At 55.4% G+C, this 14,098-nt stretch carries 13 protein-coding genes; 7 read left to right on the top strand and 6 right to left on the bottom strand.

Annotated features, from left to right (window positions below; all coding sequences use genetic code 11):
• Positions 1–13 precede the first annotated feature (13 nt).
• The 3 genes from IDH45_RS02465 to IDH45_RS02455 all read right to left on the bottom strand — a co-directional run bounded on the left by IDH45_RS02465 (position 14) and on the right by IDH45_RS02455 (position 4,641).
• Complete coding sequence (locus IDH45_RS02465; RefSeq protein WP_190924331.1) at positions 14–2,008, bottom strand: hypothetical protein; 1,995 nt, start codon at positions 2,006–2,008, stop codon at positions 14–16.
• Between the two features lie 276 nt (positions 2,009–2,284).
• Positions 2,285–3,637, bottom strand: a complete 1,353-nt coding sequence (locus tag IDH45_RS02460) for an extracellular solute-binding protein (protein ID WP_223836320.1) — start codon at positions 3,635–3,637, stop codon at positions 2,285–2,287.
• Between the two features lie 89 nt (positions 3,638–3,726).
• Complete coding sequence (locus tag IDH45_RS02455; protein ID WP_190924329.1) at positions 3,727–4,641, bottom strand: AraC family transcriptional regulator; 915 nt, start codon at positions 4,639–4,641, stop codon at positions 3,727–3,729.
• Positions 4,642–4,884: 243 nt separating this feature from the next.
• Here IDH45_RS02455 and IDH45_RS02450 point away from each other — a divergent pair, with 243 nt between their 5' ends.
• From IDH45_RS02450 to IDH45_RS02440, 3 genes are all read left to right on the top strand, one after another.
• Positions 4,885–5,556: a phytanoyl-CoA dioxygenase family protein gene (locus tag IDH45_RS02450; RefSeq protein WP_190924327.1), complete on the top strand. Its 672-nt coding sequence runs from the start codon at positions 4,885–4,887 to the stop codon at positions 5,554–5,556.
• 58 nt (positions 5,557–5,614) lie between these two features.
• Positions 5,615–5,758, top strand: a complete 144-nt coding sequence (locus IDH45_RS02445) for a hypothetical protein (protein ID WP_190924326.1) — start codon at positions 5,615–5,617, stop codon at positions 5,756–5,758.
• Between the two features lie 484 nt (positions 5,759–6,242).
• The gene (locus IDH45_RS02440) at positions 6,243–7,325 is read left to right on the top strand and encodes a YheC/YheD family endospore coat-associated protein (protein ID WP_190924324.1); all 1,083 of its coding nucleotides are present in this window, start codon (positions 6,243–6,245) and stop codon (positions 7,323–7,325) included.
• Positions 7,326–7,692: 367 nt separating this feature from the next.
• On the opposite strand, the gene aroA is transcribed toward IDH45_RS02440, so the two are convergent.
• Entirely contained in the window at positions 7,693–9,051 is a 1,359-nt protein-coding gene (gene aroA / locus IDH45_RS02435; protein ID WP_223836319.1) for a 3-phosphoshikimate 1-carboxyvinyltransferase, read from the bottom strand.
• A gap of 175 nt (positions 9,052–9,226) precedes the next feature.
• On the opposite strand from aroA, the gene IDH45_RS02430 reads away from it, so the two are divergent.
• Together IDH45_RS02430 and IDH45_RS02425 are read left to right on the top strand one after the other, a co-directional pair.
• Positions 9,227–10,144, top strand: a complete 918-nt coding sequence (locus IDH45_RS02430) for a LysR family transcriptional regulator (protein WP_190924322.1) — start codon at positions 9,227–9,229, stop codon at positions 10,142–10,144.
• A 100-nt stretch (positions 10,145–10,244) separates the two neighbouring features.
• Entirely contained in the window at positions 10,245–11,789 is a 1,545-nt protein-coding gene (locus IDH45_RS02425; RefSeq protein WP_190924320.1) for a glycosyltransferase family 4 protein, read from the top strand.
• A gap of 344 nt (positions 11,790–12,133) precedes the next feature.
• Here the strand turns inward: IDH45_RS02425 and IDH45_RS02420 are convergent, their stop codons facing one another.
• The gene (locus IDH45_RS02420) at positions 12,134–12,538 is read right to left on the bottom strand and encodes a helix-turn-helix domain-containing protein (RefSeq protein WP_190924318.1); all 405 of its coding nucleotides are present in this window, start codon (positions 12,536–12,538) and stop codon (positions 12,134–12,136) included.
• A 138-nt stretch (positions 12,539–12,676) separates the two neighbouring features.
• Here IDH45_RS02420 and IDH45_RS02415 point away from each other — a divergent pair, with 138 nt between their 5' ends.
• Both IDH45_RS02415 and IDH45_RS02410 read left to right on the top strand, forming a co-directional pair.
• A complete protein-coding gene (locus IDH45_RS02415; protein WP_190924316.1) occupies positions 12,677–12,823 on the top strand; it encodes a hypothetical protein in 147 nt (48 codons plus the stop codon).
• Positions 12,824–12,937: 114 nt separating this feature from the next.
• The gene (locus tag IDH45_RS02410) at positions 12,938–13,579 is read left to right on the top strand and encodes a class I SAM-dependent methyltransferase (protein ID WP_190924314.1); all 642 of its coding nucleotides are present in this window, start codon (positions 12,938–12,940) and stop codon (positions 13,577–13,579) included.
• Here the strand turns inward: IDH45_RS02410 and IDH45_RS02405 are convergent.
• Complete coding sequence (locus IDH45_RS02405) at positions 13,564–14,064, bottom strand: dihydrofolate reductase (RefSeq protein ID WP_223836342.1); 501 nt, start codon at positions 14,062–14,064, stop codon at positions 13,564–13,566. The two genes, IDH45_RS02410 and IDH45_RS02405, sit on opposite strands and share 16 nt — an antisense overlap.
• Positions 14,065–14,098: the final 34 nt, after the last annotated feature.

The following is a 14,098-nucleotide window of genomic DNA, read 5'->3' as shown; positions in this document are numbered from 1 at the left end:
CCCCTTCTATCGCTCACAGCGCCTGCTCTACACCCATTTCTTCCAGCAAGGCGGGCAACCGCCGCTGCCACCGGTCCTTCGCCGACAAATCGAACAGTCGTTGTCCCGTCTGCCGCATAGCCATCACCGCCGCGATCCAGGCGTTCGTCCAGCCCGATTCCACGCACCACGCTCCCCAGCCGAGATCGGCCGAGCTTCCCCAATATTCCCATAAACGGTAGTCGAAGCTGCGCATCCAGGCGCCGTGCAAATACGGATGCTTGTCGGAGCTTAACTGAATCCGGCATAAAAAATCGGCCAGCCGATCTTCCGCCGTCTTAAGCTGCTCATTGACCTCCGCCGCTTCATGAAAACCGAGAAAGGCGAAATTCGCCGTATACAGCAGATCGCACACCGGATCGCCGTCGTTCTGGAGAAGAGCAGCCTCTCCCGTTCCGTAAGCTTCGTTGGATTGGGGCGGAGGATACTTGCCGTTCTCAAGCGCTCCGATCTTCTCCGCAATGGCGCCGCACGGCTGCATCTGCCGCAGCAGCTCGCCGCTCATCCGCTCGAGCCAGCCTCGATGCTCGGGCGTATCTTCGACGCTTACCAGAAACGATAACGGAAGCAGCATTCTGGCTATTTCCTGAGTAAGCCCGTTCGTCCATGTCCAGCCGTCCGGGTATGCGTCCATCGTGATCCGAATCGCTTGTTTGGCTGTCGCAAGCAGCGGCTCGTAGCCGGTTAACGCGTACCCCCAAATATAGCAGGCCCATAAGTAAGACTGGTAGTGCGGAGCGCAGCTGATAAAGTCCTCGCTCTTGTAATGCTGCCATCCGCGTCCATCCGGAAACGATTCGGGATACCGTAAAAAGTTTCTGCGGAAACCGCTCGAGCCCGCTGTTCGCCAATTGGCCAACAAGCAGCGCAGCAAATGGTCATCCCACCGCTCGTCGCCGAGCAGCCGGCTGACAGCCAGCCCGGCGAGAAGCACGCGCGCATTATCATCTCCGTAGAAGATCGGACCGCGGTCGTACCAATTCGCAAGCCCATATGCCGGGCTGTCCTTGCGATCATTCAGGAAGGCGGGTGCGGACCAGACGTAATTCATGATTTGTTCGGCCGTCTTCCGTGAGGCGGGATTGCTGTTCAACACCGCATCGTAAGCGAACACCATTGCGCTTTCGGCGGCACAATCGGCGCGGGGAGAGGAGACGAGCCGCATCTGCCGGCCTTGATGGTCGATGTGTGACACATAGCCTTTCATCGCTCCTTTACCTTTTTCCGTACTGAACAACACGTGCTGCTCGAACCAACGAAACGACAGCTCCAGCGCATCCGATTCGTATGAGGGGGGCACCGCGTCCTGCTTGCCGAAACGGACCGCGACATCCGGCTTCCACTGCAGCAGCGGCACCGGGTTCTCCGGGTCGAGCCAGGCCATTATACCGTGCCAGATCGACTGCCACGCAGCCATCGGTCCGTACCTGCCCGTTACGAAATGGCTCAGCTTGCTGGCCCCTGCCAAAACGCTCGTACCCGGCAAATCGAACAAAAGCGGATGCGTCTCTCCCGCTTCTTCCGGCGGCAGCCCGAATACGGCCTTGTCGTAACCTGCGATCCGCGCCAGTACGAGATGCGGCGTCAACCCCGAACTACGGACAGGAAGAAACCAGCAACCGTGCATAGCCAAAATAGATAACGCTTCCACATCAGGTGCGAATCGCTCGGAAGATACAACCCCTCTCTCCCATAAAGCTTGCCGGGGCGAGCCTATGTCCAGTCCAGGCAAGCTTGAAGGGTATTCCGCATAAACACGCAGCCGCTTGTCGCGAATGAGGCGCAAATGCCGCTCATCCAACTCCAGTTCCGCCTTCGGATACGCGTCGGCCAGCAGCAATACGCCGCTTCCGGGCTGCGCATGCTCAAGTGCGGCGTCGATTTCGCCAAAGCGCGGACAATGCCTTTCCTGCCCGATCAGCAACCGGAATAAATCGTTTTGCTCCGAGCAATAAAACGTCAGATTCACTTTGTCGATAACCTCCTTTTCATCTCATCTCTGAACTTAGCCCTTATGTGCAGCAAATGATGTTTAGTCACAAGATGTATTTCATTTCTATTTCACATAAATAGTAATTCAATTCCGATACTTTCGTCAATATGATTTTCTATTTCACATCAAGAGGTTGTCACAAGGTGACAAATAATCCTTTATGATCCGGCACGAAGTTGGAGTGTAACGGAAAGCAAAAATAACCGTCGATTCGAACCGACGGTTTTTCTGGTTGCCTCTTGCTCGTGGATTTTAAAGCATTTGTTCGACGAATTCGGACAAAGCCGCTTCGTCTGCAATGTCCGACCAGTACAACTTCAATTCCCTTTGCAGCTGACGGAGTTCGTCCGCGCTCAGCCGCAAGTCCGCAAGCGTCCGGAATGTCGGGATGATTTCCCGGTACATCGTATAACGGGACGGACGATATATGTCTTCTTCTCCAGTCCACTCCGCCGCTTTTTTCAATCCGGGAATGCTCAGAGTGCGTTTGCGGATATGGTGCTGCGCTTCCGCCGAAGTCAAAAAATGAACGAACTCCTGTGCCGCCGCTTTCTTCTTGGACCATCGATTTACGGCAAGCCCGACCGCGAGCATCATCGTTTTTTGTTCGTTTTGATGGGGAAGCGGGGCAATATCGAATGAAAACCGCGCGTTTTTCAAAAGGTTCAAATTGAAGTAAGTCGTCATAATGACGGACACTTTTTCTTCCAGAAATAAAGACATCGCATCTATATCATGTTCTTCCGCATACAGCGGAAAAAGCTGTCGGTTTGCAAGAATCGATTTACATAGCCGAGCGGCATCTATCCAACTCGTCGTATCCGGCTTTCCGCTTTGCAGTAAAAATATCGGCCAGCGATGCTCGGACAAATAATTGAAATAAAACCCGTATCGTCCGGGCGGCTCGGACAATTGCGACGTTACGCGGATCAGGTCGTCCCAGCTCCAGCTGCTGTCTGGTTCTGGCAAATCTTTTCCCAAGAAATGTTCGCGATTGTAGCATAGAATCACCGGGGAAAACACGAACGGGCATGCGTATAAAACATCTTCGCGCGAAAACGTATCCAGCAAGAACGGGTATGCCCCGGTGTTAACTTCCGAAGGCTCCAGCAAATCCAGCTCGCCCCGCTCCTCATAGGTTTGCAGTTCCGTTTCCCTGATCGTCACGACATCCAACATATCGTTGTTCATATAATTTTTGACGATCTCGTTATAATTCAAAATCGACAATTGAACCGGAACCACTTTAATATGGGGGTGCCTCGCTTCAAATTCGCTTATCAAGCAGCTGATGTCGGCGATTCCATCCATACTGAGATGATACCCGAACGTAATCGTCACGCATTCCGAACCCGGGGCCTTGACCACCATATTGCCCACTTTCTTTTTTTTGACGATGATCCCTTCCGCAACTAATTGGTTCAGTCCTTTCCTCACAGAATTGATGCTTAAGGAAAACATGTTGACCAGATTTGCTTCCGAAGGAAGGTACTCGCCAATTTGGTATTTGCCGGCAGCGATGTCATGCCTCAGCGTCTTGACCATGTGGTCCAATCTTTCTTTGAACGTAGTACGGCTCTGTTTCTGTTTCGAGTTGTGCATCATATCGTTTCACTTTTACCCTTCATGTGATATAACTATTTCATTTATATAAAATCATACCACATTGCCGGAATATTGGACAGAAGATGCGGTCAGGAATAGCGGAAGTATTGATTTAACGGATAGGAAGCTTCCAAACCGGTAACCGGCGCCAAATGCTTCAGATGAGGCGATGAAAATATTTTGCGATACTGCGTAGCCGTCATCCCCGTTACCTTCATAAAAGTCCGGTAAAAGTAATGGACGTTTTGAAAACCGACGGCATAAGCTATCTCGGAAATGTTCCACTTCTCATAAACGAGCAGCTGACAGGCCCGATCGATTCTCCGCTTGACGATCGCTTTCTGCGGAGTCATCCCCATGTATTGGACAAATTTGCGGGTGAAATGCTCGTGGCTCCATCCTGCTTCGCGAGCAAGCTGTGCGATCGTAATCGTCTCCTTCAAATTCCGGTCAATATAGTCCAGCGCCTTCAATACGGGCCATGAGTTTTTCGTGTCGGAGATGGCCGCCGATCCGGCTGGACGCATGCCCTTTAAGCCTTCCAGCTCCGCCAATGCAGAAACGAGCAGCAGCTTGCACCTCTCTTCCCACAGGTATACTTTCTTGTGCGCCAAGAAAAGGATCTGCTTGATTAAATGCGGCACGAACGTCTCTTCTACAGAATTCAGGCAGACGGATTCGTTTAGCTTCGGCAACTTCGGATATTCAACGGCCCCGTCATCCCCATAAAATGTGATGAAGAGATGGCGGACGGGCTGGGATTTGTCAAATTCGTAGCTGTGCGTTTCGCCGGGCGGCGTAATGATGACGCATGGCTTGTTCAATACGATCGATTTGTCCGCCCATACGTACCGGGTTTCGGAACCTGCCGGAAAGTAGACGATTTGATAATTCCGATGACAGACCGGACCGTACACCCAACCCGGTTTCACGACAAAATCGCCGGACGTTACGAGCCGGATCGCTCCGAATTCGAATGCGGAATGAATCCAATCAGGCGGCATAGTTTACGCCCCCTTCCCTGTAAATTGTCAATCGTACTATACCAAGTTGTGCCCGTCTTTAAAAGGCAGGAAAAACGGGATTTTGTGCACGCATTTGATTCGGGCAGGCTATCCGGTCATGAAGTGCGGAACAGGACACAAAATATCGGATTCCGTGCATTTTTTTATTGCCCGATATCGGGTTAACTTGGTGATAAGACAGCAAATACAAATCTGACTGTCACATGAAGGAGGAGGTCCGTCATGACGGGACTTGCCAAAGAACAATTCGAACGAACCGGTTATTATGTGATTAAAGGATTATTTACGGAAGAAGAAGTGGACCTGTATAAAGAAACGGCACGCGGTATTCTGCAGCAAAGGGACGTACGCAAGGAAGGCGTATATCTAGGAATGACCGCTGCCAGCCCGATTTTCAAACAAGCGGTTGCCCATCCGGTGCTGGTCGCCGCATTGAAGCAAATTATCGGGGAGCAAGTCATATTTATGAACGACAAGCTCGTATTCAAAAACGCTTCCGTCGACTTCGGCTCGCCTTGGCATCAAGATTATCCTTATTGGAAAGGGAGCCATAAAATATCCGTATGGATTGCGCTCGACGACGCTTCACCGGAGAACGGCTGCCTAAGAGTCGTTCCCGGTTCGCACCTGCTGGGCGCGGCTCGCCACGGCGGCGATACAACGGACGGGCTCGGCTTTCAAAATCGGCTTGATGATGCGGATATCTCCGCTCAAGACATTGTCGATCTGGCGGCACTCCGGGGGGATGCGATCATTTTTCACGATTTGTTGTATCATGCTTCCTATCCCAATAGCTCAGGCAAGGACAGGTGGGCTTTGATTGCCACTTACAAGGACGGGGCGCAGGAAGATCCCGAATATGCATGGGCAACAGCGGCGTTTCAAGTCGGATAAGCAGCAGCCCCCACAGCCGTGAGGTCTGGATCGGATTTTACGGGGTCTTGACCGATAAATGGACGGAGGCAAATTACTGCCGGTCATCGGTGCCAAAATGGGTAAACGCTTACATTTCTCTTCATTGGAGCAGGCTTTCTCTGCAAATAAGGACCTCAACGAGCAAATGCCTGCCGCTAAGCAGGCATTTCCCGAAACATAACCCTCGCATACATCTCGTACAGCCATACAACCTTACTTCTCTTTCGACGTTCCCGCTTGCGCCGTCTCGGAGTCTCTCTTGTTGCCCGGCTGGCTCCGCTTGCCGTTGTTGTTCGCCTGATTGCGGCTCATAGGGTCCACTTCCTTTCGAATTGGTCCAAGCCCGATTAGTGTATGGAAGCTTCGACCAAATATACATCCCCGCCGAAGCCGGGTGCGCCGCATTATAGCCGAACGTCAAGCGCGTCTCCGACGCATCGGCATACGCTAGAGGCGAAACGCAGGATGAACAAGATGCAATCACGGGACAATTGCAGTGCAATTGCGATGCAATCGCGGTGGGAACGCCGCACGAGCGCCTGGCCAGCACAACAAGAAAGCGCGGACAAGGCGTTCGCGTACAAAAAGTTCCGCCCGGCACAGCACTCGTCCAGACCGCAGGCCTTCCGGAAGCATACGGTATTACGGGAGGTGAAGGAGCAGCCATGAACAAACCCTTTGTGGGCATACTTGTGGGCGATGCATGGTACCGGCGCATACCCAGCGGACGCATGTATCATGAATCGCTTCCCCATTACGAACAGGCCGGCAGGCTTCACGGAGTTACGCCTTGCTATTTCCGGCTGAGGGACATTCGTCCCGGACAGCCTGTCGTCAGCGCTTATGTGAATACGCAGACCGGATACAAACGGATCACGATCCCGGTTCCGAACGTCATTCACAACCGGACGCTGTACACGAAGAAACGTCCGAAACGCGCGATCCAGGAGCTCGTTCAGGACGGCAAGCTCATATTTAACGAGTGGAACCGTTACGGAAAAGGATATATTCACCAACTGCTCATGATGTCCCCGTCTCTCCGTCCGCACTTGCCGGTGACCCGCGAAGCGACCCCGGCCGTGATCAAAGAAATGATGGCGGCGTATCCGCTGCTTATCCTGAAGCCGAACAGCAGCAGCATCGGCATGGGCATTATGAAGCTGGAGCGTACCGCACACGGCTGGCTGCTCCACGGCGCCACCCGCAGCGGCAAGGCGATTGCCTTCAAGCAGCGGCTGCCAGCGATTGCCCGGCGCAAGCTGAAGGCGCGGCCTTATCTCGTCCAGCAGTTGCTGCCGCTTGCCACCTACCACGGCAAACCGTTCGACCTGCGCGTAACCGTGCAGCGAGGCGAAACCGGGGAGTGGCAAGTAAGCGGCATTGCCGCCAAAGTCGCCAAATTAGGCGCCTTCCGCACCAATGTAGCGCAAGGCGGAGTCGTCCGTACGCTGAATGAGGTGCTGGAGCCGTATCCGCAATTGAACCCCGGCATCGTTCAGCGCGATCTGTGCGACTTCTCGATCCGTGTCGCAAGGCAGTTGAGCGAGCATCTGACCCATCTGGCGGATATCGGCCTCGACGTCGGCTTGACGGAGTTCGGTTATCCCATGTTCATTGAATGCAATGGGCGGGATTTGAGGTACAGCTTTCAAAAAGGCAATATGCCGGATATGTTTCAGATGACGTATTCCAACCCGATTGGTTACGCCAAATATTTGCTCGAATCGGAGCGCACCGGACAGCCCTGACACGTTCCCGGCAAAAAGCGGCAGGCCGTCCTCCGGTCTCCGCGCGAACTGCCGAGCCATGCCGAACCCGGACACCGGGAGAGCGCTGCTCTTCCGGTGTCCGCCGTTCCGGCGAAAGACTCATCCGTGCATCGATGCATGTATGAGGCATACCACAGCCATGGGGCTGACCCCCTTCATGTGACGCCGAGCACCGTGCCGGGAGTTTCACGCTTGAGCGGCAAGCCGGCTCCCCCGTCTCCCTGGAAACCTTCCCTCTTCGCTGCTGCGCAGCCCGCCCACCAAGTTTGCCAGTTTCCTATGCTTTTTGTATATGCAGCCCGCCCTCACCGGTGAAAGGACAAGCTCCCCGGTGACAGGCGGTTTATCATACGGAATGGAGACGGACCTGCAGCCCCAGACGGCTCATATCGTCAAAAAACGTCGGGCACGTCTTGGACACGCAGCCCGGATCGAGCAGCCGGATGCCCGGCACCCTGGCGCCGATCAAAGCGAGCGACATCGCCACCCGGTGGTCGTCGTACGTCGGAAGTACGGCCGCAGACGGAATTCCCGGATGAATCGTCATGCCGTCTTCGCGCTCGTCGACCCGGATGCCCAGCTTGCCGAGCGATTCGCAGATCGCCGCGATCCGGTCGCATTCGTGAGTCCGGATATGAGCGACGCCGGTAATCGTGATCGGCGCATCGGCAAACGGCGCGATCGCAGCCAGCGTTATCGCCTGATCGGACATCTCCTTCATGCTGATCTCGAATCCGCCGCGCAGACGCGGAGCGCCCCAGAGTTCCACCGCTCCGCCGTCCAGGCCGACCCGGCAGCCCATCCGCCGAAGCAGTTCGGCAAAGCCAATATCCGGCTGGCGGGTACGGGGATCGAGATTGGCGATCCGGATATAACCTCCGGTCAGGGCGGCAAAGGCCAGCGGATAACAAGCGGTCGAGGCGTCCGCTTCGATCGATAACGTCTGCCCTCTGTACCGCCGGGGCCGGACCACGAAGCGGTCGAAGCGGTCCCCGTGCGTTACCGGTACCTCGAAACGCTCCATAAGCTCGATCGTAATGCGGACATAAGCGTGCTGCACGATGCCGTCCGGCACGACGATTTCGGTCTCTTCAGCCGCATAAGGGCTCGTTACCAGCACGCCGCTCAGAAATTGGCTGGAGACGGACCCGGACAAGGAAACCGCCCCTCCTCTCAGACGTTTCCCTGCAATCTCAATCGGAAGCTTGCCCTCTTCATCCGCGTACCGGATCTCCGCCCCCATCGCGCTCAGTGCCGTAACGAGCGGCGCGATCGGCCGTTCCCGAAGACTACGGCTGCCTTCCATCCGCCACAGGCCGCCCTCATCGCCAGCCAGAAGGCCGGGCAAAAAACGGGCGACCGTTCCCGCCGCTCCCGCATACAAATCGGCCTTGCGGTTAGGCCACGCCCCTCCCGTTCCCCCGATCCGGATGTCCTCCCCGGTTATATCCGCCTTTACGCCAAGCCGGCGCAAAGCGTCCAGACACCAGTACGTATCGTCGCTTCGCAGCGCATTGCCGATTACCGAGCTCCCGTCCGCCATGGCAGCCATAAGAAACACCCGGTTCGTGACGCTTTTGCTGCCGGCGACGATCCATTCCGGCTGATGGACAGGCCCGACAGGCGGATGAAGCTCCGCTTCCACCACTCCCTGCAGCCCGGACCACGGCGATCTCGCCTCCATATCCCCATCTGTATGATTCATGCCCACTCATCCTCCCCATGTGTAATGAGACAGACGCGCCGATCCCGATTCCCGTCCCCGCTCTCCGGAATTCGCTACAGCATTCGGCGCGTTGTCATTGTGTTTGATTATAAAGAGGAGTATGATAAATGAATAATTGATGTTATGGATACTTGTCATAGAGGTGTTCTATATCATGAGTGCTATCGATCAGTATAAAGTGTTTGAGCTGGCCGTCCGGCTCGGAAGCATAACGAAAGCGGCGGAGGAGTTGTACATGACGCAGCCGAGCGCCAGCTATGCGATCCGGCAGCTCGAAGAGCAGCTCGGTGTGAAGCTGCTCGTCCGCAGATCGAAAGGGGTCGAGGTGACGGAGGAAGGACGGGTGCTTCACCGGTTCGTGGAGCAGGCGTTCGGGCTGCTGCAGGCCGGGGAACGGAAAATCGGGGAAATGAAATCGTATATGTCAGGCATCGTCCGGCTCGGCGCAAGCGATTCGTTGTGCAAGCATTACTTGCTGCCTTTCCTCGAATCGTTCCGAAGCGGGAGGCCCGGCATCCGGATCATCTTGTCGCATGGCAAAAGTGAAGAAATCATGACGCGTCTGGCCGCAGGCTCGATTGATTGCGGCATGATCCACCTGCCGGCCCGGGAAGACTCGCTCGTTGCCGCCCGCCGCGGCATTCAGGACTGCTTCGTCGCAGGACCAGCCTATGCTCATCTCGCCTCGTCCCCGGTCTCGCTGCACGAGCTCGTGCGGGAGCCGTTCGTCCTGCTGTCGGCGGGGAGCCGGACGCGTTCCTTTTTCCACTCGTACCTGCAGACGCACGGGCTAAGCCTGGAACCGGATATCGAGCTGAGCAGCGTCGATCTGCTCGTCGAATTCGCCGTCAAAAATATGGGCGTCGCCTTCGTTACCCGTGATTTCGTCAGCAAAGAACTGGAGTCGGGAGCTCTGCTTGAGATTCGCGCCCGTGAACCGATTCCAGCCCGCTCGATCGGGGTCGTCTCGGCTCCGCAGCAGTCGTTGTCGCTCGCTGCCGCTCTGTTCGTCCAGCAGTTATCACAGCAAATCAGCGATTCTACAGAAGGAAATCTATCGAACGAATCGTAAAAACCCGGGAGATCCGCCCGCGAGTTTGGAGGTCCTGTGAGCATATAGTATACGATATGAGTCTGATGGGATCGTAAAACGGTGCAGGGAGGTTCTCCGATTGCCGCCAAAAAAACGAAAAAAGCCAGTTTCGTCACCAACTCCCCGATTCAAGCGTCTCCGGTCCCATAAAACGGGCCGCATTCATGCAAGAAAAGCGGGAGCAGCAAGCGGAAGCAGAAAGAAATCGCTTGCGCGCAAGCGCCGGATCGCAGCGAAAGGGCAGCGCCGCTTCAAGCGTGATCGTCTGCCCGCCAAACGGCGAAGCCGTCTCTCCCCGATCCGGGTGCGGGAAACCCGCCCCGCCATTCACGTGCCGAGCCTGGAACTGCCGGAGGTTTCCCGTTACGATCCGGCCTCCGCCTCTCCCGGAACTCCCGGGAAAAAGTTGAATATTTTGTACCTGGTCCATCAGTTTTATCCCGAAGCGTACACCGGCACCGAGAAATTCGTCCTGACGATGGCCAAGTCGATGCTCGCCGGCGGACATCGCGTTAAAGTCGCGACCTACAGCGGAGGCGAGCCGGATACGTTTCCTCACACGCACGGCGAGGTCGTCTACCGGGAATACGACTACGAAGGAGTGCCGGTGGTCGCCTATCGGCACAAGAGCCTAGACCCGGCCCGATCGTTCGGGATCGGACATCCCGATCTTGCTTCCTTCGCGGATGAGCTTATCACCGAGGAGCAGCCGAATCTTCTCCATATCGGGCATCCTATGCGCGCGATGGAGTTCATCCAGGCAAGCTTGCGGCTCGGCGTGCCTTACGTGATCACTCTAACGGACTTCTGGTTTCTGTGTCCGAAAGGGATTATGCTGCATACAAGCCGCAACCTGTGCGCAGGCCCGGAGCAAGGCGCGGCCTGCCTTCAGCATTGCCAGATTCCGGGCGCTGAGCAGCGGTTCGCCACGCATATTCCTCTGCTGCAAGCCGCCCGTAAAATTTTGTCCCCGTCGGCCTTTCTCGCTTCGATGATGAAAAATTCGCTGCCGGACCTGAAGGTGGAAGTATTGAACCACGGCATCCATCGCGATCCGGGGCTCGGAAACAATAAAACTTACAAGCGCGGCGACGCTTTGACGTTTTTTTACGGAGGCTCGCTGAACGATCACAAAGGCGTTCATCTCCTGCTCGAGGCGATGGCCCTCGTCCCGTCCAAAAAGCTGAAGCTGAAAATCTACGGCTCCGGACCGGCCGCTTATACGGAGAGGCTGCGGCTCGAAGCGGCCAAAGACCGCCGTGTGGAGCTGTGCGGTCTTTATACCGAAGACGAAATTCCGGGCATTTATCAAAATGCCGATGTGGCGATCGTTCCGTCGGTCTGGTACGAAAACTATCCGCTGGTGCTGTACGAGGCGTTATCGTTCAACGTCCCGGCTCTCGTCTCGAATGCCGGCGGCATGGCGGAGAAAGTGAAGGACGGGGTGAACGGCTATACGTTCCGGCTCGGCGACGCGACCCACCTCGCTTCGCAGATCCGGACGCTGCTTAGGAACCCGGCCTTGCTGAACACGTTCAAGGCGAACCTGAGAAACGACCCGATCCCTACAATGGAGCAGGAAGCGCAGGCATACGAGAGCATCTACTATTCGTGCGCCAGATGAGCGGGCGGATCGGGATCATCCCCGTTTCGCTTCATCCTGCCGCAGGCCGCCGCATGATGGAATACCGCCCGGGTCATGCAGTGACAAGGGCTTTCCCCGAAGTCATTTTGCGATTATTATTCATGTCCTGCTCGAAACCGATGATCCTCGCGAAAAAGGACCTCCGCCCCCACGTTACCGTGGAAGCCTGAGGTCCTTTCGTTTGGATATCGGGACGTTCCCTTGTCATCCGACACTTGTTGGAATATTCGCTTTGTTTGTTTTCTTCGTTATTTATCGTTAATTATAAGGGTTAGTCGTTGGTAGCCGTTGTTGTTCAGTCATTGCTTTTCAGTCGTTGCCTTTCAGTCGTTCTCATCGTCCGCTCGATCGTCGTGCGTATGACCGCCGTCCGGCTTCCGGCTGCTGTCGTACTTGGCCCGCTTCTCCTTGAGCAGGCGAAACATCTCGAGCGAATCCCGCACGTGCTGGGCTTCCTCTTCTGTCAGCTCTTCCACTTCGCCGTCGAAGTATACTTTCGCCTTACCCGGTCCGAAGGCCGATCCGCCGCCCGTCTCCCCTGTAAGCAGCCAATCGATCGAGACATTGTACAGAATAGACATCTGATGCAGAATCTCGTTATCGGGCTGGGATTTATCGTTTTCGTACTTGGATATCGTCGTAAAATTAAGGCCGAGACTGTCAGCCACTTGCTGCTGGGTGAGCCGCTTGCTGTTTCTGGCACTTTTCAATCTCGCACCGAAAGTCATTACTTATCACCTCGACTTTCAGTATAAAAGATTTAAATTTTCTTCAACACACTATTGAAGATTATTCAAGACATAGGTTATAATTTGAAATATATGCAATGGTAAATATTGATTGGGATGAAAGGAGGTGTAAATTACGTGATCGCCGCTTACAATACTCCCGTCATTGTGACGATTCTGATCCTCGGTATAATCGGATTCGCCTATTCCATCCGGGCAGAGATGCGTTACCGGGAAAAAATGCGCAAGGAGATGGAGGAAATCCGCCGGACTCCCCGAACCTAATTTCAGGTACGATTATATTGAATTGAATACTAGGATGATGATCGCCTGCGGACGGCGGCCGCTGCTTGCAGGGGCCGGACCGCAGCCCATTCCGATAGCGCTAGGGGGAAGACGATGCAGTTCTATTACAGCTGGCGGGCACGCGAGCACGAAAGCGCATACCATCACGACGATCCCGCTTGCCGAAGCGAACTGGTCGAGTTGGAACGCTGCATGCAAAGCGCCCTGAACGGGTGCGTTGTGCTTGAGATCGCCTGCGGCCCCGGTTACTGGACGGAGCGCGCAGCCGCGGCGGCCAGACGGGTGACGGCTACCGACATGACGATGGAATCGCTGGATATCGCCATCGCCAGAGACTTATCGCCGGACAAAGTCCGCTTTATCCGCGCCGACGCCTTTGCACTCGAGAAAGTACCCGGCCCTTTCAACGCAGGCCTGGCTGCCTTCTGGCTGTCCCATGTTCCCAAATCCCGGCTGAACGACTTTTTGGACGGCTTCCATGCCCGGCTTGATCCCGGGGCTGTCGTATTCATGGCCGACCATAGTTATGTCGAAGAGGCCGGTGGCGAGTTGTTCCAACGCGAAAGCGAGGAAGACACGTACAAGCTGAGAACGCTGTCCGATGGCACCAGGCATGAAATAATAAAAAACTGCTACCGCGCAGACGATCTCATCGGCTTGTTCACCCCGCGTGCAACCGAGCTGCAGGTGCAAGTGTCTTCGTGCTTCTGGTGGGTGCGCTACCGGCTCCCGTAACCGGACGTCCGTCTTTTGTATACCAAGTATGTATAGCCGAAGCTGTTATACTCGTCCGCCTTCACTTCTTGCCGCGACACCTCGGTCCATTCCGATGCATGGAATTCGGGAAAATAGGCATCTCCTTCAAACTCCGCATCGATAACCGTTACATACAACCTATCCGCTACCGGCATAAACAACCGGTATATTTGTTCCCCGCCTATAATAAACAGCGGGGAATTTTCGTCTCCCGCATAACGCTCCAGCACGTCCTCCGCCGATCCCGCAATCTCGCAGCCCGGAGCCGCATAATCTTTGTCCCGCGTCAGAATCACGTTCCTTCTTCCCGGCAGCGGTCGTTTCATATCCTCATAATTCAGCCGGCCCGATACGACCGTATGCCCCATCGTCACCCGCTTGAAATATTGCTGCTCGCCCGGAAGCCTCCACGGGATCGTGTTGTTCACGCCGATAACCCGGTTGCGATCCATCGCTGCGATCATCGCGATTCCGGTCCCTCCCGGACGCTCCCGGAGC

It is taken from the genome of Paenibacillus oceani (genome assembly GCF_014705615.1).
GTDB classification, from domain to species: Bacteria; Bacillota; Bacilli; order Paenibacillales; family NBRC-103111; genus Paenibacillus_AB; species Paenibacillus_AB oceani.
The sequence above is the reverse complement of the archived record's forward strand: the minus strand, read 5'-3'. Positions and strand labels throughout refer to the sequence as shown.

Excerpts from the sequence above, each read along its gene's own strand:
- IDH45_RS02460 (WP_223836320.1), bottom strand. The coding sequence starts at position 3,637 with ATGATGCACAACTCGAAACAGAAACAGAGCCGTACTACGTTCAAAGAA.
- IDH45_RS02455 (WP_190924329.1), bottom strand. The coding sequence starts at position 4,641 with ATGCCGCCTGATTGGATTCATTCCGCATTCGAATTCGGAGCGATCCGG.
- IDH45_RS02450 (WP_190924327.1), top strand. The coding sequence starts at position 4,885 with ATGACGGGACTTGCCAAAGAACAATTCGAACGAACCGGTTATTATGTG.
- IDH45_RS02445 (WP_190924326.1), top strand. The coding sequence starts at position 5,615 with ATGGACGGAGGCAAATTACTGCCGGTCATCGGTGCCAAAATGGGTAAA.
- IDH45_RS02440 (WP_190924324.1), top strand. The coding sequence starts at position 6,243 with ATGAACAAACCCTTTGTGGGCATACTTGTGGGCGATGCATGGTACCGG.
- aroA (WP_223836319.1), bottom strand. The coding sequence starts at position 9,051 with ATGAATCATACAGATGGGGATATGGAGGCGAGATCGCCGTGGTCCGGG.
- IDH45_RS02430 (WP_190924322.1), top strand. The coding sequence starts at position 9,227 with ATGAGTGCTATCGATCAGTATAAAGTGTTTGAGCTGGCCGTCCGGCTC.
- IDH45_RS02420 (WP_190924318.1), bottom strand. The coding sequence starts at position 12,538 with ATGACTTTCGGTGCGAGATTGAAAAGTGCCAGAAACAGCAAGCGGCTC.
- IDH45_RS02410 (WP_190924314.1), top strand. The coding sequence starts at position 12,938 with ATGCAGTTCTATTACAGCTGGCGGGCACGCGAGCACGAAAGCGCATAC.
- IDH45_RS02405 (WP_223836342.1), bottom strand. The coding sequence starts at position 14,064 with ATGATCGCAGCGATGGATCGCAACCGGGTTATCGGCGTGAACAACACG.